This window comes from Micromonospora sp. ZG13 (genome assembly GCF_059359355.1).
This window is the reverse complement of sequence record NZ_JCADBQ010000002.1, coordinates 696,379-716,030: the sequence shown is the minus strand read 5'-3', so window position 1 is coordinate 716,030 and position 19,652 is coordinate 696,379. Positions and strand designations below refer to the sequence as shown.

The window sequence follows — 19,652 nt, the reverse complement described above, 5'->3', positions numbered from 1 at the left end:
CGCTACAGCAGCTCGACGATGGTCGCGTTGGCCATGCCGCCGCCCTCGCACATCGTCTGGAGGCCGTAGCGGATGTCGTTGTCGCGCATGTGGGCGAGCATGGTGGTCATGATCCGGGCGCCGGAGCCGCCGAGCGGGTGCCCCAGGGCGATCGCGCCGCCGCGCGGGTTAAGCCGCTCCGGGTCCGCCTCGGTCTCCGCCAGCCAGGCCAGCGGCACCGGGGCGAACGCCTCGTTCACCTCGTACACCCCGATCTCCTCGATGCCCAGCCCCGCGCGGCGCAGCGCCTTCGCGGTGGCCGGGATCGGCGCGGTGAGCATGGTGACGGGATCGTCGGCGGCGACGACGGCGGTGTGTACGCGCGCCAGCGGACGCAGGCCGTGCCGGCTGGCCCACTCGCTGGTGGTGACGGCGAGCGCCGCCGCCCCGTCGGAGATCTGCGACGCGGAGCCGGCGGTGACGACGCCGTCGGCGCGGAACGGGGTGGCCAGCTCGCCGAGCTTCTCCAGCGAGGTGTCCCGCCGGATGCCCTCGTCGGCGGCGAACTTGCCGCCGTCGGCCAGGGCGACCGGGGCGATCTCGGCGTCGAAGGCGCCCGCGTCCTGCGCGGCGGCGGCCTTCTCGTGGCTGGCGAGGGCGAACTCGTCGAGCTGCGCGCGGGAGAAGCGCCAGCGCTCGGCGATCAGCTCCGCCCCGACGCCCTGGTTGAACGGCAGCGGCGCGTCGTCGGCGAAGCCCTCGACGCCGCGGTAGCGGTCACGAAGCTGGTCGCTGAAGGGCGACCCGCCCGCCACGCTGGAGCCCATCGCGACCCGGGTCATCGACTCGACGCCACCGGCGACGACCAGGTCGGCCTGACCGGAGAGGACGGTGGCGGCGGCGAAGTGCAGGGCCTGCTGGCTGGAGCCGCACTGCCGGTCGAGCGTGGTGCCGGGCACCGACTCGGGCCAGCCGGCGGCGAGCACGCCGTTGCGGGCGACGTTCCACGACTGGTCGCCGACCTGGGAGACGCAGCCCCAGACCACGTCGTCGACCTGGGCCGGGTCGATGCCGGTGCGCTCGGCGAGGGCGCGCAGCACGTGCGCCGAGAGGTCGACCGGGTGCACGGCGGCCAGGCTGCCCTTGCGCCGCCCCACCGGGGTGCGTACCGCGCCGACGATGACTGCGTCACTCATGACTACTCCCCGGTAACTTGGGCTGGCCCCGATCCTACGTCGTCGGCGGGCCGGGCGTCCTCCCCCGGTGCCCTGGCATGCTGAACGGATGTCCGCAGACCCGTCCCCGAGCCGGCAGTGGCGGGTGCCGGCCGCCCTGCCGGCGCTCAAGCTGACCGGCGCGGTCGCGCTGCTCGCGCTGGCGCTGCTCCTCGACGGCAGCGACCGGATCCGGTTGGCGCTGGCCGTCCTCACGGCCGCCGCGCTCGCCGGCTGGGCGGCGCGCGACCTTCTCGTGCCGGTCCGACTCGCGGTGGACCCGGCCGGGATCACGGTCGTCCAGGGCTTCGCGGGGCGCCGGCGGCTGCCCTGGTCGAGCATCGAGAAGGTGACCGTGGACCGCCGTGCGCGGCGAGGGCTGACCAGCGAGCTCCTGGAGATCGACGCGGGCGAGTCGCTGCACCTCTTCGGCCGCCACGACCTCGGCGCGGACCCCGCCGAGGTGGCCGAGGCCCTGCACGAGGCCCGCCTGCACTGAGCGGCAGGTCGCGGCGGTGGCCCCGGCTGGCCCGCGCCGGAAGGCGGCGGACCGGAGGTCAGCCGCCGACGATGGCCGCGGTGCGGACCAGGGCCAGGCCGATCAGCGCCGCCACGATCACCGCGCCGCCCGCGAGCTGCACCAGCGACCGCCGCGACCGCGGGGCGTACGCGAACACGAGCGCCAGCAGCGCGCCGACCACCAGGCCGCCCAGGTGCCCGGGGATCGAGATGCCCGGCACGGTGAACGTGAAGACCAGGTTGATCACCAGGATGGGCAGCACCTGGGAGATGTCCCGGCCCATCTTCCGTTCGATGACCACCAGCGCGGCGAACAGGCCGAAGATCGACGTGGAGGCGCCGGCGGTGAGCTGGTTCTCCGCGCTGAACAGGTAGGCGGCGACGTTGCCGCCCAGCCCGGCGACCAGGTAGAGCGCCAGGAAGCGCAGCGGCCCGAGGCTGGCCTCCAGTGACCGGCCGAGCACCCACAGTGCCCACATGTTCAGCAGCAGGTGGACAACGCCGTAGTGCAGGAACATCGCGGTGACCAGGCGGTACCACTCGCCCTCCGCGATGCCGCCGACCGTGCCGTCGGGGAAGAGCGCGCCACCGAGCACGGAGCCCCAGTCGGTCAGCGGGGTGCTGCCGCCCATCAGGCCGCCGAAGCCGGAGCCGCCGACCGCCGCGTCCCCGCCCCGGTCGGAGGCGATGGAGAGCAGCATCATCAGCACGTTGAGCGCGATCAGTGCCTTGGTGACGTAGCCGTGTCGGCCGGCGGCACCGCCACCGAAGGCGGTACGCGCCGGCCGCACGCTACGACGTCCCTCCGCCACGCACTCCGGGCACTGGAACCCGACCGATGCCTCCCGCATGCAGTCCGGACAGATCGGCCGGTCGCAGCGGGTGCACCGCACGTACGTCTCGCGGCCCGGGTGCCGGTAGCAGACCGGGGTCGTGGGTGGGGAATCGCTCACCGCGCGCGCCCGCCGTCGCGGATCGCGCGACCCACCAACCGGTCCCGGCCCTCGGAGCGCTCAGTCATGTCGGCAAAGGTACCTCGCGGACCGCTCAGGCAGCGTTCCGCTCGATCTCGACCCGCTCGATGACGACGTCCTGCAACGGCCGGTCGTTCGGGCCGGTCGGGGTGTTGGCGATCGCGTCGACGACCTTCACCGACTGCTCGTCGGCCACCTTCCCGAAGATGGTGTGCCGGTTGTTCAGGTGCGGCGTCGGCGACACGGTGATGAAGAACTGCGAGCCGTTGGTGCCCGGCCCGGCGTTCGCCATCGCCAGCAGGTACGGCTGGTCGAAGCGCAGCTCCGGGTGAAACTCGTCACCGAACTTGTAACCCGGGCCACCGCGACCGGTGCCGGTCGGGTCGCCCATCTGGATCATGAAGCCGCTGATCACCCGGTGCGAGATGGTGCCGTCGTAGTACGGCCCGCTGCCCGGCTGACCCGTACGCGGGTCGGTGTATTCGCGGGTGCCCTCCGCCAACTCGACGAAGTTCTTGACGGTCTTCGGGGCGTGGTTCTGGAAGAGCTCCAGCCGGATCGGGCCAGCGTTGGTGTGCAAGGTGGCGTAGACAGCCTCGGCCACGGGTACTCCTCAGTCGTTGGTCAGTTCCATGCGGATCCTCCCATGTGCCCGATCTGGCAGTGCGGAGGCATCCGAAGGTGGAGGATGACGAAGGAACAACTCCCAGGAGGTGGGACCGTGTTTGGAATCGGGCGGCGTAAGACCCAGGGGCAGCTGGCCAAGGTGGAGCTGAACCAGGGCCTCGGTCACCTGAGGCAGGCCGCGACGTACGCCGCGAAGGGTGCCGGCGCCACCGTCGCCCCGCGGGTCCAGGCGGCCCGGGGTGCGGTCGCGCCGACGGCCGTCATCGTGCGCGACCGCGCGTCCAGCGGCCTCGCGTCCACGGTCGCCGCGCTCGCGCCGCTGGCCCTGGCCGTCCGCAAGGCGCAGGCCGAGGCGGCGGGTAAGGCGGTCACCGGCCGGAAGGCCCTGGCAGCCAAGCAGGTCGCGGCCGGCAGGAAGGTCAAGGCGAAGAACATGAAGGCGTCCCGGAAGAAGAACTCCCGGCGGGGCGGGTCCATGATGACCGGCCTGCTCGCGGCCGGCGCGGTGGCCGGGGTCGCCGCCGTGGCGATGCGGCGGCGTCGGGAGCAGCAGGAGTGGGCCGAGTACGACCCGACCCGCAAGCTGGAGCCGATGCGCGAAGAGGTGGAGACCATGGAGATCCGCACGCCGGTGACCGACGCGTCGACGATGTCGAGCGGCTCGGACGTGGCCGGTGGCCCGACCGGCGCCGGCAGCTCGGCGGTGGCCGGCGGCGACAGCGCCTCCACCACCACCCCCGGCAAGCAGCCGACGGTGCACGCGACGGACAAGGTCCCGTCGGTGGCCGAGGGCGCGAAGGACACCTCGGGTCGTCCCGCGGACGACCTGACCGAGGCTCTCGGGAAGGGCGGCGCGCGGACCAACGGCCGCCGCTGACATCCCCTGTCGGTCCCGGAAAGCGCCGGCGAAGCGGCTCCCGCCGCCCCGCCGGCGCTTCCGCGTCCGACGGAAGCTGCGGGGTCCGGCGCCGGGTGCGGCGGGGGCTGCGCGTCAGGCTCGGGCCGTCAGAGCCAGCCGTTGCGGCGGAACCAGCGGTAGAGCGCGAGCGAGATCGCGAGCATCAGGGCGAGGACGACGGGATAGCCGTACGTCATCTTCAGCTCCGGCATCACCTCGAAGTTCATCCCGTAGATGCCGGCGATGGCGGTCCAGACGGCGGCGATGGCGGCCCACGCCGCGATCTTGCGCATGTCGTTGTTCTGGTCGACCGTGACCTGGGCCAGCCGCGCCTGAAGGATCGAGTTGAGCAGGTCGTCGTACGAGTTGACCTGCTCGACGGTGCGGCTGAGGTGGTCCTGCACGTCGCGGAAGTAGCGGCGGATCTCCTTCGGCACGTCGCGGTTCATCTGCGCGGTGAGGGTGAGCAGGGGGCGCTGCAACGGCATCACGGCACGCTTGAACTCCACCAGTTCCCGCTTCATCTGGTAGATCCGCTGGATCCGGCCGCTGGACTGGCGGTCGAACACGTCGGCCTCCAGGATGTCGAGGTCGTCCTCCAGCCGGTCGGCGACCTCGAGGTAGAGGTCCACCACCCGGTCGGTAACCGCGTACGCCACCGCCCACGGGCCGTGCAGCAGCAGGTCGCGCTTCGTCTCCAGGTCGGCCCGGACGGGAGCCAGCCGGCAGGCGTCCCCGTGCCGGACGCTGATCAGGAAGTTGGGGCCGATGAAGAGCATCACCTGGCCGGTCTCGACGACCTCCGAGTGCTCGGTCAGCTCGGCGTGCTCGCAGTAGCGGGCGGTGCGCAGCACCAGGAAGCTGACCTCGCCGAACTGCTCCAGCTTGGGGCGCTGCTGCGCCTTCACGGCGTCCTCGACGGCCAGCTCGTGCAGCCCGTACGTGGCGGCGATGGCGGTCATCTCGGTTAACTCGGGCTCGTGCAGGCCGAGCCAGACGAAGCCGTTCTCCGCACTGCGGGCAGCGGCGAGCGCCTCGGCGTACCGCCAGTCGCCGGGCTGCCGACGGCCGTCCACGTAGAGCGCGCAGTCGACCACGGCGTTGCGCTGCGGGCCGGCCGGCGCGGAGGCCTGCTGCGGATGGTCGGAGTTGAGCCGGCGGGTCATCGCCCGCACGGGCGCCACCCAGTCGCGGGGCCTGAGCACCCGTCCGCCGTTGGGCGCGGTGGCCCGCCCCTGCTGCCCCCGGTCCGTCATCCCGCCCCCTCCCCACGCGCTGCCGAGGGTGAACAGTACGCCGCCGTCGATGATCACCGCCGGTGACGATCCCGGGAGGGCGGCGCCGGGTGGGCCGGGTCGCTTCAGGGGGGTGAGGGGGCGACCCGGCCCAGCCCGGCGCCCTATTGGGGGCGGGGGTTGTGCTGGTCGCGACACTCCCCGTGTCGCCGGTCGGGCCGGCGGGGCTCGGCCACCGGGCGCGGTGGGGGCCGGCACCGGGCGGTGAGTTCCGCTACACGTGGTGAGTGACGCTCGCAGCATTGTGGGCCGTCGGCCGCCCCGGCGGGAGACCCGGGACGGCCACGATCGCGCAACTGTCAGAAATCTGACAGAAACTCAGCCCCGTACGGCCGCCATGGCCTCCGCCAGGCGCCGGACGCCCTCGTCGATGCGGTCGGCGGTCACCGCCGAGTACGCCAGCCGCAGCGCGTGCCGCCCGCCGTCGACGACGAAGTCGCTGCCCTTGACCACCGCGACGCCGCGCTCGGCGGCCGCCGGAGCGAGCCGGTCGACCTCCACGTCCTCGGGCAGCTCCACCCAGAGGAAGTAGCCGCCGTCCGGCTCCACGAAGCGGGCCTCCGGGATGTGCCGGCGCAGGGACTCGGCCAGCACCCGGGCCCGCTCGCCCAGCGCCGCACGCACCGTCTCGATGGAGCGCCCGATGTCGCCCGAGACGCAGAACTGGTGCACGATCGCCTCGGAGACCATGCCCGGCGAGATGTAGAGGCTCGTCGCCTTCTTCGCGATGTCGCCGATCAGGTCCGCCGGGCCGACCAGGTAGCCGACCCGTACGCCGGGGCAGACCGTCTTGGTGAAGCTGGAGGCGTGCACCACGACGCCGCGGGTGTCCATCGAGAGCATCGACGGCAGCGCCTCGCCCCGGAACCGGATGTCGGCGTACGGGTCGTCCTCGAAGATTGTGAACTCGTACTCGGCGGCGAGGTCGAGCAGCTCGCGGCGCTTCTCCAGGCTGAGCGTCACGCCCGCCGGGTTCTGGTAGTTCGGGATGACGTGCGCCAGCCGGGGTCGCACCCCCGACTCCAACAGCTTGCGCAGCTCGGCGGTGTCGAGCCCGTCCGGCTGGATGGAGACGCCGTGCAGCTCGCTGCCCATCCGCTGGAGGTTGAGCAGCGTCCGGTCGTACGTCGGGCGCTCCACCACCACCGCGTCGCCGGGGCGGACCAGGTGGTCGAAGAGGAACGCGTCCGCCTGCAACGACCCGTTGGTGATCAGCACCTGGTCGGCGGAGACCCCGTGCTTCTCGGCGATCCACTTCCGCAGCGGAAGGTAGCCGACGGAGGTGCCGTACGCGGTCACCCCGGCGGGATCGGCGTCGAACGCGCGGACGGCGGCGGCCTTGAGCCCCTCGACATCGACGATGTCCAGGGAGGGAGCGCCACGGGCGAAGGAGATCAGCTGCTCGGCGGTCATGGCTGTTCAGCGTACGGAAGGCGACGGGGTGCGTGCGCCAGGCACGGCGATGTCCGCATCCTGAGCCACCGGGACGGGTGACCGGCGTCGACCGGTCGGCGGCAGGTCAGACCGGAAGGCCGAGCGGGTCGTGCTGCGCTTCCCGGGAGAGCCCGTCCACGTGCAGGCCGAGCGCCGCGATGAGCTGCCCCCAGTCGAAGTAGGACCGCCAGGCCGCGATCCGGCCGCGCCGGACCCGGACGACGTCCACCACCTCCCAGCTCACCACCCGGCCGGTCGGTGCGACCGTGCCGAACGGGGTGTGCAGCACCCCGGTGTGGGTGCCGGTCAGCCGCTGCTCGACGGCCGCGCCACCCGCCGTCTGCACGGACCCGATCGGGTCGACGACCAGGTCCGGGAAGGCCCCGGTCCAGGTACGCAGCAGGGCGGGCAGCTCGATCGGGCGCACCGTGACGCCCGGCATGGAATAGAAGGCGTCGGTCGCGTAGAGGTCCGGCAGCCGGGCCACGTCCCGCCGCAGGAGCATCGCGTACTGCTGCTCGACCAGCCGATCCGCGCCACGCATGAGGACCTCCGACGCGGGTCACGGCCCGTCCGCGCCCGCATGGGATCCTTACCCGTCGATCGACCCGTCACACCCCGCACGGAGACTCAGGTCGTCCCGGCCATCCGGCTGGCCGCCCAGACCCGCATGATGTCCCGGACGGAGATCACCCCGGCCACCTCGCGCCCGTCGAGCACCACCAGGTGCCGGAAGCCGCCCCGGGCCATGGCCGCGGCCGCCTCCTCCACCGTCCACTCCGGGCCGGCGTAGACCACGTCCCAGGTCAGGTGGGCGGCCGTCCGCTCGACGTCGCAGTCCAGCCCGGCCCCGATGGCCTTGAGCACGTCCCGTTCGGTCATGATGCCGACCCCCTCGGACTCCGGGTCGATCACGACCGCCGACCCGACACCGCGGGCCGACATCATCCGGGCCGCCTGACGGAGCGTGTGCTCCGGGCCGACCACGAGAACCTCGCTGGACATCGCTTCCCGAACCTGCATCACGCATCACCCCTGTGGGACGGTGGCACCCGGTAGGGGACATGGTGCGCCCGGGTGCTGCCCGGCGACAAGACCGGGCGTCGCCGGAACACGCCCCCGCTCGCTACTGTCGTGGCGTGTCCACCGAGCCTCTGCGCTGCGCCGGCGCGCTGATCGTCGACGACGACGGTCGACTCTTCGTCCAGCGACGGTCTCCCCACCGGCGCATCTTTCCCAACTGCTGGGACATCGTCGGCGGCCATCTCGAACCGGGCGAGGACTGGATGGACGCGCTGCGCCGGGAGGTGACCGAGGAGACCGGCTGGACGGTGTCGCACGTGCTCGGCCACGTCGGGGATTACCGCTACGTCGCCGACGACGGCCTGGCCCGCGTCGAGCGCGACTGGCTGGTCCGGGTCGACGGCGACCTTGCCCGGCCGACGCTGGAGGCGGGCAAGCACACCGAGTTCCGGTGGCTCGCCGCCGACGAGCTCGACCTGCTCGACGAGCACCGCGACGTCAACGACGGCCTCATCCGCCGGATCGCGGCCGAAGGCTTCGCCGCCCTGCGTTCGATCGGTCTGTGAACGACACCGTCGAGCTGGCGCCGCACCGGTTCGCCGGCCTGGTCGCCCCGGCGGTGGACCGGGCGTTCGTCGCCGGCATCCTCGCCGGCCGCGACGGCGGCGGTGCCGAGCTGAGCCAGCGGTACGGCGGGCCGGCGGCCACCGGCTTCCTGCTGGAGTTCCGCACCCGCCTCGCGGCGCCGGGCGGGACGGTCGACGAGGCCGGCTTCGCGGCGGTCACCCGCTACCGGGACCCGGTCGAGTGCCGGCGCGCCCTGGACAAGCAGGTGGCGTACGGGATGATCCACCGCAGCCCCGAGGGCGGGCTCACCGCCACCGAGCGGGGGCTGGCCTTCCTCGCCGAGATCTGGCAGGTGCACGCCGAGGTCACCGAGGAACTCTGGGCGGGGCACGAGGACCGGGTGCTGCGGCTGGTGGAGGCGCTCGGCCGGGTGCTCACGTGCGCGCTGGTGCTGGCCGACGAGCAGGGCGCCGAGACCGGGGCGGCGTTCGCCGCGACGGCGCCGCCGTACGAGCCCGACGGCACCCCGCCCGGCGTGCTGCTGCTGAACCGGCTCGGCACGATGCGCTACCACCGGGCCGACGCGCACGCCGCCGCGTGGACCGCCGCCGGGCACGACGCGGCGAGCGCCACCGCCCTGCCGCCCGGCCCGGAGCAGCTCGCCATCGAGCTGGAGACCGACCGGCGGGCCGCCGCCCCGTACGCCGTGCTGAGCGCCGAGGAACGGCTGGGGGTGCTGGCGGACCTGGCGGCGCTGCCCGGCTGACCCGGTTGACCGCAGCGGTGCCGCCGCCCGGGGCTATCCTCCAGCGGTGACCGGGACTCGTACGACGGAGGACGCCTCAATGATCGGGATGGTGCTCGCAGCCGGGGCGGGGCGTCGGCTGCGCCCGTACACCGACACCCTGCCCAAGGCGCTGGTGCCGGTGGACGGCGACACCACCATCCTGGACATCTCGCTGCGCAACCTGGCCGAGGTGGGGCTCACCGACGTGGTGATCGTGGTCGGCTACGCCGCCGATGCGGTCGTCTCCCGCCAACCCGACCTGGAGAAGCGGTACGGCGTCACGATCACCCTCGTGCACAACGACAAGGCCGAGGAGTGGAACAACGCGTACTCGCTCTGGCTGGCCCGCGAGCACTTCTCCCGGGGGGTGCTGCTGGTCAACGGCGACACCGTGCACCCGGTGAGCGTGGAGAAGACCCTGCTGGCCGAGCGCGGCCCGGGCATCCTGCTCGCCGTCGACACCATCAAGCCGCTGGCCGAGGAGGAGATGAAGACCACCTTCGACGCCGCCGGCCAGCTCACCCGGATCACCAAGCTGATGGACCCGGGCGAGGCGTACGGGGAGTACATCGGCGCGACGCTCATCGAGCCGCAGGTGGCCGACGCCCTCGCCGACGCGTTGGAGGCGACGTGGCGGCGTGACCCGAACCTCTACTACGAGGACGGCTACCAGGAGTTCGCCGACCGTGGTGGCGAGGTGCGGGCGGCGCCGATCGGCGACGTCTCCTGGGTCGAGGTCGACAACCACGCCGACCTGGCCCGGGCGCGGGAGATCGCGTGCCGCTACTAGCCCGTACGGTCAACACCCCGCTCGTGATCGAGGTCCGGCGGGGCGCGGTGGCCGATCTCGGGCCGCTGCTGGCCGACCGGCGGATCTCGGCCGGCGGGGACGTGGCCGTGGTGGTCGGCCCCGGGCAGGGTGAACGGATCGTCGAGCTGTGCCGGCCGTCGCTCGGCGCGGCCGACGTCTTCACGGTCGTCGGCGGCACCATCGACGCGGCGAACGACCTCGGCGACCGGCTGCGCCGCCGCCACTACGACGCCGTGGTGGGCATCGGCGGCGGCAAGACCATCGACACCGCCAAGTACGCGGCCACCCGCTACGGGATCCCGATGGTGACGGTGGCGACCAGCCTGGCGAACGACGGCATCGCCTCCCCGACCGCCTCGCTCGACCACGAGGGCGGCAAGGGCTCCTACGGGGTGCACATCCCGATCGCGGTCATCGTCGACCTCGACTTCGTGGAGAACGGCCCGGACCGGCAGACCCAGGCCGGCATCGGCGACGCGGTGAGCAACCTGAACGCCTGCGCCGACTGGGAGCTGGCCCACGAGGTACGCGGCGAGCCCATCGACGGGCTCGCGGTGACGCTGGCCAGGACGGGCGCCGAGGCGCTGCTCAACCACCCCGGCAAGATCACCGACGACGGCTTCCTCACCACGCTGGCCGAGGCGCTGATCCTGGGTGGCATCGCCAGCTCGGTGTGCGGGTCGACGCGCCCCGCCAGTGGCGGCGACCACGAGATCTCGCACGCGATCGACCGGCTCCACCCCGGCACCGCCGCGCACGGGGAGCAGGTGGGGCTCGGTGCCCTCTTCTGCACGTTCCTGCGCGGAGACACCGAGCGGTTCGGTCGACTCGCAAGCTGCCTGCACCGGCACGGCCTCGCCACGACGCCGGGCGACCTGGGCCTGACCGACGAGCAGTTCGTCGATGCCGTGCAGTTCGCGCCCCGGACCCGGCCGGACCGCTACACGATCCTCGAACACCTGGCGATGTCGCCTACCGAGACGCGGGAGCGGCTGGCAGACTACGCCGGTGCAATCCGCGACCACCTTGGCTGAGCCCCGTCCCACCGTCGCCGACTTCCACCGGGTCAACCGGGGTGGCGGCCTGTTCAGCGAATCGATCAGCCAGTGGCTGGGCGCGGTCTTCGCGCTCGTCGCCCAGCGCCTCGGGCTGCGCCCGACCGCGCTGACCATCGCCAACCTGGTGCTCGGCCTGGCCACCTCGGTCACCGTGGTCGCGCTCGCCGGCCGGGTCGCCGCCGGCGACGTCCCGGCCTGGGCGGTCGGGCTGCTCGCGCTGGTCGGCTGGCAGGCGGCGTACGCCCTGGACTGCGCCGACGGCCAGCTCGCCCGGGTGACGGGTCAGGGCAGCGCCGCGGGCGCCCGGGTCGACGTGCTCGCCGACGTGGCCGCCCAGATCGCCCTGGTCGCCGCGCTGGCGGCGACGGCGGTGGCGCAGGAGCCGTCGACGCCGAGCTGGCTGGTCGCGATCTTCGCCGGCACCTGGATGGTCAACCTGGTCACGTCCGTGATGCAGGCCGGCCCGAACGCCGCCAGCATGGTCACCTCGACCTCGCTGCCCGTACGCCTCGTGAAGCTGGTCCGCGACTACGGCGCGGTGATCTTCGCCGCCGGCCTGGTGCTGGCCTTCGCCCCCGCCCTGGTCCTCTGGGTGATCGTGGCGTTCACGATCGTCAACGGCGGCTTCCTGCTCGCCAGCATCGCCTTCTCCGCCCGCGCCTCGCTGCGCTGAGGTGTGACGCCGGGGCGGCCCACCCTTCTTCGGTCCCTGTCGAGCTGCCCCGTTTGTGCTACCGATGGAGCGGCATGTCCGGCACACGCCGGGACCACGACTGACCGCACGTTAGATCTTGGTAGGAAAAAGCCCTTGGAGGGGCACTTTCCCACCAAGATCTCCGGGCGTCCCAAGAGCAGAACGGGATTCCAGGAGGGTGGCAAGATTCGGGGAGGGGCGGCGGTCAGATGGTCCGGAACGCCTGGCCCGAGCAATTGGCCCAGATGCCAACCCGGCTTGCCAAAAAGTCCTGCAGACACCGAGATCGCACCTACAGACCGTCCTCGCGGGCGGGTCGGTCAGTGGCGGCGCGTCACGTCGGCGTAGATGTCGATGAGCCGCTTGGTGACCACGTCGGGGTGGAAGGTGCGCTCGTAGCGCAGCCGGGCAGCCTGCGCGATCGCCGCTGCCCCTGCTGCGGCCACCGGCAGGGCGGCGGCCATGGCGGCCGGCTCCGGGGGCACCACCCAGCCCGCCTCGCCCGCCGTCACGCCGGTGGGCAGCGCGACGCGGCCCTCTCCCGGGGCAGCCGTGGCAACGGCGGCCGGGCCGGTGCCGGCGGGCTCGCGCGGGCCGTCCGCGCCGAGCAGGTACGGGATGCCGCCGAGCGCGGTGCCGAGCACCGGGCGGCCGGCGGCGAGCGCCTCGATGATCACGGTGGGCAGCACGTCGTGCCAGGTGGAGGCGGCCACGATGACCGCGCTGGCCTCGATGGCGGCGCGCACCCCGGCCCGGTCCAGCGGCCCGAGATAGGTCACGTCGGCGCGCTCGGCGGCGGCGGCCTCGGCCAGCGGGCGCAGCTCGCCGTCCCCGGCGATGCGCAGCGGGCCGAGCGCGCCGTCCGGGTGCCGCCGCCAGGCGTCCAGCAGTAGGCCCAGCCCCTTCTCCGGAGAGAGCCGGGCCATGTAGAGGAAGCCGTCGCCGAGCGGCGCGGGTGCCCCCGGGTCGGGGATGCCGTTGGGCTTCACCACGATCCGTTCCGCCGGGATGCCGTAGTCGCGCAGGTGGTCGGCGACCGCCGACGTGAGCGCCACGAACCGGTCCACCGAGCGCCAGGTGCCCCGGTGCACGGCCAGCGTGGTCGCCATCAGGGCGCTCTGCGCCCGCGAGCCCCGGTAGCAGCGGTGCACGATCGCCGGCACGCCCAGGGCCCGCCCCCGGCAGTCCTGGCAGATCATCCCGTCGCGGAAGTAGAGCCCCGAGGAGCAGACCTGACGGTAGTTGTGCACCGTCTGCACCACCGGCACGCCGTGCCGGTGCGCGGTCCGCACGATCCAGGGCGAGATCAGGGGGTACGGGTTGTGCAGGTGCAGCACGTCCGGCCGGTGCTCGGCGATGAGCCGGCTCAGGTCCTCCTGCGCGCGGGGCGCCCAGATCGGCGAGATCGGCAGCAGCGCCTTGGCCGACTTCGACATCGACGGGATCTCGTCCGAGCTGCGGATGAACGGCAGCACCTCCACCCCGGCTGCGGTGAGCTGGGCGATCTCCGCGTCGACGATGGTGTTCTCACCGGAGGGCTGAGCCTCCCGGTACCGGTTGTGCGCCACCACGATTCTCACGGGAAAGAAGGCTACCGTTGGCTGGTGCCCGAACTACCGGAGGTTGAGGCGCTCACGGACTACCTGCGTGAGCGCGCGGTGGGGCGGCGCGTCGACCGGTTGGAGGTCGCCGCGATCAGCGCCCTGAAGACGTACGACCCGGCGCCGACCGCCGCCGCCGGGCGGACCGTGACGGACGCGCGCCGGCACGGCAAGTTCCTCGACGTGGTGCTCGACGGCGAGCTGCACCTGGTGGTCCACCTGGCGCGGGCGGGCTGGCTGCACTACCGGGAGGCCTTTCCGTCCGCCGCCCCGCTGCGCCCCGGGAAGGGACCGATCGCGCTGCGGGTACGCCTCGAAGACGGCTCGGGCTTCGACCTGACCGAGGCCGGCACCCAGAAGAGCCTCGCCGTCTACCTGGTCACGGACCCGGCGGCGGTGCCCGGGGTGGCCCGGCTGGGCCCCGACGTCCTCGCCGCGGACGCGGCCACCTTCGCCGAGCGGATGCGCAGCCGCAAGGGCCAGGTCAAGGGCGTGCTCACCGACCAGACGGTGCTGGCCGGGGTCGGCAACGCGTACTCCGACGAGATCCTGCACGCGGCGAAGCTGTCGCCGTTCGCGCTGACCAACCGGCTGACCGACGACCAGCTGGCGACCCTGCACGCGGCGACGCGGGAGGTGCTCGGCGACGCGGTGCGCCGGTCGGTCGGGCAGAAGGCGGCCGAGCTGAAGGGCGAGAAGCGTTCGGGGCTGAAGGTGCACGCCCGCACGGGGCAGCCCTGCCCGGTCTGCGGGGACACCGTCCGCGAGGTCTCGTTCGCCGATTCCAGCCTCCAGTACTGCCCGACCTGCCAGACCGGCGGGAAGCCGCTCGCTGACCGTCGGCTCTCTCGACTTGTACGGTGAGTGACGACACTGCCGACTACGGAACGGAATCGGCCATCCCGCGTCGAAGGTCTGAGTTGCGGCTCTACCGGGCCCGTCATCCATCGGTATAGTGGCTCGGTCCCCGGCTTCTGAAATGGCGCGGAGCCGGCCAGACGCCCGGCGGCACCACACCGGCGCATTGTCCCTCGGGTCAGCGCGCGGGTCGGCGCCCGCGTGGGAGACTGGGACGGTGGGCGACCGGGCCCTCACGGCGAGTGAGCGGCCCGTGTCATGCGGGAGGACATGGGTGAGGTGACGGCAAGCCTCCAGCGCCCGGTAACCAACACAGGCCGGAGCAAACTCGTGCGGCACGTCGACAGCTTCGAGATCCAGCCGCCGGCACCGCCGTCCCACAACGGCGTACCCCGGTCCGCGTGGGCTCGGGCCCGCCGCCGCGTGTCCCGCTGGCACCGGCCCTACATCACCCTCCTGCTGCTGCTCGACTTCGCAGCCGCCGCGGTGGCCAGCCTGATCGCGATCGAGACGTTCGACCAGTCGCGCGCGGGCTTCTACAACGCCGAGCAGGACCCCACGTGGTTCCACACGGTGGCGTTCGTGCTCCTGCCGCTCGGCTGGATCGTCAGTCTCTGGGCCAACCGGGCGTACGACCGGCGCTACCTCGGCCTGGGCCCGGACGAGTACAAGCGGGTGATCCGGGCCGGCGTCGCCGTCGCCGCGACGGTGTCGTTCCTCGCCTTCGCCACCAAGACCGACCTGTCCCGCTACACGGTCGGCACCGCCCTGCTCGCGGCGCTGCTGCTGATCCTGCTCAACCGGATCCTCTGCCGCTTCGTGCTGCACGTGGTCCGGCGCAACATCAGCCAGGCCGGCCACCGGATGGTGCTGATCGGCACCCTGCCGGAGTGCCTGGAGGTCTACACGGCGGTCACCCGCAACCCGGCCGCCGGGCTGATGCCGGTCGCCATCCACATCACCGACGGCTACGCGGCGGCCAAGGGCATCGAGACCCCCGTCCCGGTGTACGCGGGCCGCGACGTCCTCGCCCTGGTGCGGGAGGTCGGCGGCGACACGATCGCGGTCTGCGGTTCGGCGAGTTCGGAGCCGGGCGAGCTGCGCCGGCTGGCCTGGCAACTGGAGGGCTCCGGCGTCGACCTGGTCGTCGCCCCGCAGCTCACCGACATCGCCGGCCCCCGGGTGCACATCCGCCCGATCGAGGGCCTGCCGCTGCTGCACGTCGAGGAGCCGACCCTCTCCGGACCGGCGCTGCTGGCCAAGAACCTGATGGACCGGGTGGCCGCGGGGCTCGGCCTGCTGCTGCTGGCCCCGGTCTTCCTGGCCATCGCGGTCGCGATCCGGCTCTCCGACCCCGGTCCGGTCTTCTTCCGCCAGCCCCGGGTGGGCCACGAGGGCCGCACCTTCCGGGTCTGGAAGTTCCGCACCATGTACGTGGACGCGGAGGACCGGCTGGCCAGCCTCGTCGACCGCAACGAGACCGACGGCATGCTGTTCAAGATGAAGCAGGATCCCCGGGTCTTCCCGGTGGGCCGCTTCCTGCGGGCCTCGTCGCTGGACGAGCTGCCGCAGCTGATCAACGTGCTGAAGGGCGAGATGTCGCTGGTCGGGCCGCGCCCGCTGCCCGCCGACGACGGTGACTTCCTCGGCGACGTACGCCGCCGGCTGCTGGTGCGGCCGGGCATGACCGGGCTGTGGCAGGTCTCCGGCCGCTCCGACCTGTCCTGGGACGAGGCGGTCCGGCTCGACCTCTACTACGTCGACAACTGGTCGCTGGCGTACGACCTGAGCATCCTGTGGCGCACGGTCGGGGTGGTGCTCGCCCGCAAGGGCGCGTACTGACCCTTGGCGTACGGGCCGGCAGGGGCCAGGATCGCTGCGTGGGTGGCAACCTCTCGGGCGTCCTCGGCGTCGTCTCGCTGCTCGCCGCGCTGGGGGCGGCCCTGTTCGCGGTGCTCCGACTGCGCGCGCGGCGGGGCATCGCCACGGCCACCCAGCGGGCCACGTACGAGGTGCTGCACACCGCCGGGCTGGCCGCCGAGCCGCTGCGCGCGGGCCTGAGCGCCGCGAACGCGGCGAAGGCCGTACGCCATCTGCGGGCGCTCGTGGGGGCGGCCGGGCTGGCGCTGACGGACCGGGAGAGCCTGCTCGCCCTCGACGGGCGGGGCGGGCACCACGACGCGCAACTGGTCGCGGCGGCCCGGCGGGCGGTGGCGACGGGGCGCTCGACCGTCCTCGGCGAGCCGGAGCTGCGTTGCGACCGGGTGGACTGCCCGCTACGCGGCGCGGTCGTGGCCCCGCTGACCGGCGCGGACGGGCGTCGGGTCGGGGCACTGGTCGCGGTCGCCGACGGTCAGCCGGAGCCGGGCCTGGTGCAGGCCACCCTGGAGACCGCGCACTGGGCGGGCAACCAGCTCGCCCTGGCGGAGCTGGACTCGTCGCGGGAGCGGCTGGCCCGCGCCGAGGTACGCGCCCTGCGCGCCCAGATCAGCCCGCACTTCATCTACAACGCGCTGACCGCGATCGGTTCGTTCGTCCGCACCGACCCGGACCGGGCCCGGGAGCTGATCCTGGAGTTCGCCGAGTTCACCCGGTACTCGTTCCGGGCGCACGGCGAGTTCACCACGCTGGCCGAGGAGCTGCGCTCGATCGACCGCTACCTGACCATCGAGCGGGCCCGCTTCGGCGACCGGCTCCAGGTGCGGCTCCAGATCGCCCCCGAGGTGCTGCCCGTGACGCTGCCCTTCCTCTGCCTGCAACCGCTGGTGGAGAACGCCGTCCGGCACGGGTTGTCCCGCAAGCCGGGCACGGGCATGGTGAGCATCGAGGCCCGGGACGCGGGCACCGAGTGCCACATCACCGTGGAGGACGACGGAGTGGGGATGGATCCGAGCACGCTGACCGCCGGCATCGCCGAGCTGGCCGGCGCCGCCGGGGGCCCGGGCGACGCCGCGCTGGCCGGCGTCGGAGACGACGCGGGCCAGCACGTCGGGCTCTCCAACGTCGACGAGCGGCTCCGGTCGGTCTTCGGCGACGGCTTCGGCCTGGTCGTCGAGACGGGCCTCGGCTCGGGTACGAAGGTGAGCATGCGGGTGCCGAAGTTCCACCCCGGCGTACGGGCCGGCTCGTGACCGAGCGGACCGCGGAGGTGGGCGCGGCCGGGTTCCTGCGGGTGCTGGCGGTCGACGACGAGCCGCCGGCGCTGGACGAGTTGGCGTACCACCTGCGGGCCGATCCCCGGGTGGCCCGGCTGCACACGGCGGGCGACGCGACGGAGGCGCTGCGGGTGCTGCGCGACGGCGACGTGGACGTGGTCTTCCTCGACATCCGGATGCCCGGGCTGGACGGCATGGAGCTGGCCCGGGTGCTGCGGCGCTTCGCCCGGCCACCGGCGATCGTCTTCGTCACCGCGTACGACGACGGGGCGGTGGACGCGTTCGACCTGGGCGCCACCGACTACGTCCGCAAGCCCGTACGCGCCGAACGGCTCGCCGAGTCGCTGCGCCGGGTGATCGGCGCGCGGGTGGTGCCGTCGCACCCGGCGGCGCTGGCCCGGGCGGAGGAGGATCCCACCATCCCCATCGAGCTGGCGGGCACCACGCGGATGCTGCCCCGCTCGGCGGTGCGGTGGGTGGAGGCGCAGGGCGACTACGCGCGCCTGCACACCGCCGACGGCTCGCACCTGGTGCGGGTGTCCCTGGCGACGCTCGCGGAGCGCTGGGCGGATGCCGGGTTCGTCCGGATCCACCGCTCGTACCTGGTGCAGCTCAAGCTGATCGCGGAGCTGCGGCTGGTCAACTCCGGTTACGTCGTGGTGATCGACTCGGCAGAGCTGCCGGTCAGCCGCCGGCACACCCGCGAGCTGAAGGACAAGCTGGTCCGCGCGGCGAAGCAGGACTGGAACCGCTGACCCAGATCTTCCTCGCGGGCCGGGAATAGGCACGCGTGGTCGTACGCTGTACGGTACTCCGTACGACAAATGGAGGCCGCCTTGTTCGACGCCGCGACCGAATTCGACCGCCAGCTCGACCGGCTGGTGGAGCTGGGCTATCCGGCCCTCGCCGAGCTGACCGAGGACGCCTTCCGTGACCTGGTCGCGCCGCTGCGCGCGGCGGCCGTCACCGGATCGGCCGGCCTGCCCGCCCCGACCGAGGGGCGGGTGCCCCTCCTCCTGGTGATCACCCGCGACCTGGTGCCGGTGGAGGAGCGCGTCGCGCTGACCACCCTGGCCGGCAAGCGGAAGCCGGGCATCATCGACCGGCACTACGCCGAGGGCGACCTGCCGAAGTTCGACCCGATCAAGGAGCTGGAGGTTCCGGCCGGTCCGGCGTACCTGCTCTTCGACGTCGACCGGGGCGAGGAGACGCTGAACCTGGCCCCCGCCGCCGCCATGGAGGTGATCACCGGCCAGGACCGGCTGCCGCTCACCATCGACGAGGGGCTCGCCTTCGTCACCCTGCACCCGGAGGCGCTGGCGAAGAACAAGTGCTTCTCGCTGGTCGGCTCCCGCTGCGGCGACAAGCGGGTGCCGGCGCTCTGGATCAGCCGGAACGCGCCGAAGCTCGGCTGGTGCTGGTACGGCAACCCGCACACCTGGCTCGGCTCCGCCTCCGCCCGCCCGGAGCGCGTCGGGCTGGAGCACGTCGGCGCGCAGTAGGTGCTGCGGCGGGGTGACCGGTCACCGGTCACCCCGCTGCGGTTCCACAGGGTTATCCACAGGGGTGACCCGTTCTCCACAGGTTGTCCACAGGCCCCGGTGGGGTGGATCCGGCCGGTCCCGCCCCACCGGCGCGACGCCTACCCAGGGCCCTTGACAATCACGGCGATCGGGCGAGACTGCCGGGGTGGCCGCTGCCGACGATCCCGTCCCGACGCCCCGGTCGAGCCGGTCCGGGACGCCGGAGCACGCGGGCCGGCCCGGGGCGCCGGGGCAGCCCACGCCACCCCAGCCCAGGGCGCGGATCGTGCTGGCCGAGGTGTCCCGCCGGGAGGACCGCGCGGAACGTACCCGCGCCGAGCTGGCCGAGCAGACCCGCGTCGGCGACGCCCTCGTCCGGGGGCTGGTCCGGGCCCAGTTCGCGCTGGCCCTGCGGCTCTCCCTGGTGGTGGCGATCGGGCTCGGCGGGCTGCCGTGGCTCTTCGCCGTCGCCCCCGCCGTCGGCCGGGTGACCGTGCTCGGCGTCCACCTGCCCTGGCTGCTGCTCGGGGTGGTGTCGTTCCCGTTCCTGATCGCCGTCGGGTGGGCGTACGTGCGGCTGGCCGAACGTAACGAGCAGGACTTCACCGACCTGGTCCAGCGGCCGGAGCGCTGAG

At 73.1% G+C, this 19,652-nt stretch carries 21 protein-coding genes; 13 read left to right on the top strand and 8 right to left on the bottom strand.

The window, feature by feature from the left end:
* Window positions 1–2 precede the first annotated feature (2 nt).
* On the bottom strand, window positions 3–1,175 hold the full coding sequence (locus AC5L34_RS07270) for a thiolase family protein (RefSeq protein ID WP_357659733.1): 1,173 nt from the start codon (window positions 1,173–1,175) through the stop codon (window positions 3–5).
* A gap of 88 nt (window positions 1,176–1,263) precedes the next feature.
* Here AC5L34_RS07270 and AC5L34_RS07265 point away from each other — a divergent pair, with 88 nt between their 5' ends.
* On the top strand, window positions 1,264–1,692 hold the full coding sequence (locus AC5L34_RS07265; protein WP_494824142.1) for a PH domain-containing protein: 429 nt from the start codon (window positions 1,264–1,266) through the stop codon (window positions 1,690–1,692).
* A 58-nt stretch (window positions 1,693–1,750) separates the two neighbouring features.
* On the opposite strand, the gene AC5L34_RS07260 is transcribed toward AC5L34_RS07265, so the two are convergent.
* Both AC5L34_RS07260 and AC5L34_RS07255 read right to left on the bottom strand, forming a co-directional pair.
* A complete protein-coding gene (locus AC5L34_RS07260) occupies window positions 1,751–2,665 on the bottom strand; it encodes a rhomboid family intramembrane serine protease (RefSeq protein WP_441174003.1) in 915 nt (304 codons plus the stop codon).
* A 94-nt stretch (window positions 2,666–2,759) separates the two neighbouring features.
* On the bottom strand, window positions 2,760–3,290 hold the full coding sequence (locus AC5L34_RS07255; RefSeq protein ID WP_494824140.1) for a peptidylprolyl isomerase: 531 nt from the start codon (window positions 3,288–3,290) through the stop codon (window positions 2,760–2,762).
* A gap of 84 nt (window positions 3,291–3,374) precedes the next feature.
* Between AC5L34_RS07255 and AC5L34_RS07250 the strand changes: the two genes are divergently transcribed.
* Entirely contained in the window at window positions 3,375–4,190 is an 816-nt protein-coding gene (locus tag AC5L34_RS07250; RefSeq protein ID WP_441174001.1) for a hypothetical protein, read from the top strand.
* Window positions 4,191–4,318: 128 nt separating this feature from the next.
* Here the strand turns inward: AC5L34_RS07250 and corA are convergent, their stop codons facing one another.
* From corA to AC5L34_RS07230, 4 genes are all read right to left on the bottom strand, one after another.
* Window positions 4,319–5,467, bottom strand: coding sequence for a magnesium/cobalt transporter CorA (gene corA / locus AC5L34_RS07245; RefSeq protein WP_358166156.1), 1,149 nt, complete (start codon window positions 5,465–5,467; stop codon window positions 4,319–4,321).
* Window positions 5,468–5,824: 357 nt separating this feature from the next.
* The gene (locus AC5L34_RS07240; protein ID WP_441174000.1) at window positions 5,825–6,919 is read right to left on the bottom strand and encodes an aminotransferase-like domain-containing protein; all 1,095 of its coding nucleotides are present in this window, start codon (window positions 6,917–6,919) and stop codon (window positions 5,825–5,827) included.
* A gap of 106 nt (window positions 6,920–7,025) precedes the next feature.
* Entirely contained in the window at window positions 7,026–7,484 is a 459-nt protein-coding gene (locus AC5L34_RS07235; protein ID WP_441173998.1) for an ester cyclase, read from the bottom strand.
* An 86-nt stretch (window positions 7,485–7,570) separates the two neighbouring features.
* On the bottom strand, window positions 7,571–7,963 hold the full coding sequence (locus tag AC5L34_RS07230; RefSeq protein WP_089002895.1) for a CBS domain-containing protein: 393 nt from the start codon (window positions 7,961–7,963) through the stop codon (window positions 7,571–7,573).
* Window positions 7,964–8,079: 116 nt separating this feature from the next.
* Between AC5L34_RS07230 and AC5L34_RS07225 the strand changes: the two genes are divergently transcribed.
* The 5 genes from AC5L34_RS07225 to AC5L34_RS07205 all read left to right on the top strand — a co-directional run bounded on the left by AC5L34_RS07225 (window position 8,080) and on the right by AC5L34_RS07205 (window position 11,859).
* Entirely contained in the window at window positions 8,080–8,529 is a 450-nt protein-coding gene (locus AC5L34_RS07225) for an NUDIX domain-containing protein (RefSeq protein ID WP_441173996.1), read from the top strand.
* Window positions 8,526–9,296, top strand: a complete 771-nt coding sequence (locus tag AC5L34_RS07220) for a hypothetical protein (protein WP_441173995.1) — start codon at window positions 8,526–8,528, stop codon at window positions 9,294–9,296. Before AC5L34_RS07225 ends, AC5L34_RS07220 begins: the two co-directional genes overlap by 4 nt.
* A gap of 79 nt (window positions 9,297–9,375) precedes the next feature.
* On the top strand, window positions 9,376–10,107 hold the full coding sequence (locus AC5L34_RS07215) for a phosphocholine cytidylyltransferase family protein (protein ID WP_441174095.1): 732 nt from the start codon (window positions 9,376–9,378) through the stop codon (window positions 10,105–10,107).
* Entirely contained in the window at window positions 10,095–11,162 is a 1,068-nt protein-coding gene (locus AC5L34_RS07210) for an iron-containing alcohol dehydrogenase family protein (RefSeq protein ID WP_366641596.1), read from the top strand. The genes AC5L34_RS07215 and AC5L34_RS07210 overlap by 13 nt, the downstream gene beginning before the upstream one ends.
* Window positions 11,137–11,859 (top strand): CDP-alcohol phosphatidyltransferase family protein, encoded by a 723-nt coding sequence (locus AC5L34_RS07205; protein WP_494824137.1) that lies wholly within the window; start codon window positions 11,137–11,139, stop codon window positions 11,857–11,859. The genes AC5L34_RS07210 and AC5L34_RS07205 overlap by 26 nt, the downstream gene beginning before the upstream one ends.
* Window positions 11,860–12,200: 341 nt before the next feature.
* Here the strand turns inward: AC5L34_RS07205 and AC5L34_RS07200 are convergent, their stop codons facing one another.
* The gene (locus AC5L34_RS07200) at window positions 12,201–13,460 is read right to left on the bottom strand and encodes a glycosyltransferase (RefSeq protein WP_441173993.1); all 1,260 of its coding nucleotides are present in this window, start codon (window positions 13,458–13,460) and stop codon (window positions 12,201–12,203) included.
* Between the two features lie 24 nt (window positions 13,461–13,484).
* Here AC5L34_RS07200 and AC5L34_RS07195 point away from each other — a divergent pair, with 24 nt between their 5' ends.
* The 6 genes from AC5L34_RS07195 (at window position 13,485) to AC5L34_RS07170 (ending at window position 19,651) form a co-directional block, all read left to right on the top strand.
* On the top strand, window positions 13,485–14,345 hold the full coding sequence (locus AC5L34_RS07195; protein WP_441173992.1) for an Fpg/Nei family DNA glycosylase: 861 nt from the start codon (window positions 13,485–13,487) through the stop codon (window positions 14,343–14,345).
* Between the two features lie 264 nt (window positions 14,346–14,609).
* Window positions 14,610–16,181, top strand: coding sequence for a sugar transferase (locus tag AC5L34_RS07190; protein ID WP_441174094.1), 1,572 nt, complete (start codon window positions 14,610–14,612; stop codon window positions 16,179–16,181).
* Window positions 16,182–16,219: 38 nt separating this feature from the next.
* Window positions 16,220–17,470 carry a sensor histidine kinase gene (locus AC5L34_RS07185; RefSeq protein WP_441173991.1) on the top strand — a complete coding sequence of 417 codons (1,251 nt, stop codon included), beginning with the start codon at window positions 16,220–16,222 and terminating at the stop codon, window positions 17,468–17,470.
* A 17-nt stretch (window positions 17,471–17,487) separates the two neighbouring features.
* Window positions 17,488–18,249, top strand: coding sequence for a LytR/AlgR family response regulator transcription factor (locus tag AC5L34_RS07180; RefSeq protein WP_101415315.1), 762 nt, complete (start codon window positions 17,488–17,490; stop codon window positions 18,247–18,249).
* 69 nt (window positions 18,250–18,318) lie between these two features.
* The gene (locus tag AC5L34_RS07175) at window positions 18,319–18,996 is read left to right on the top strand and encodes a DUF5701 family protein (protein ID WP_494824135.1); all 678 of its coding nucleotides are present in this window, start codon (window positions 18,319–18,321) and stop codon (window positions 18,994–18,996) included.
* Between the two features lie 304 nt (window positions 18,997–19,300).
* A complete protein-coding gene (locus AC5L34_RS07170) occupies window positions 19,301–19,651 on the top strand; it encodes a hypothetical protein (protein WP_441174093.1) in 351 nt (116 codons plus the stop codon).
* Window position 19,652 lies beyond the last annotated feature (1 nt).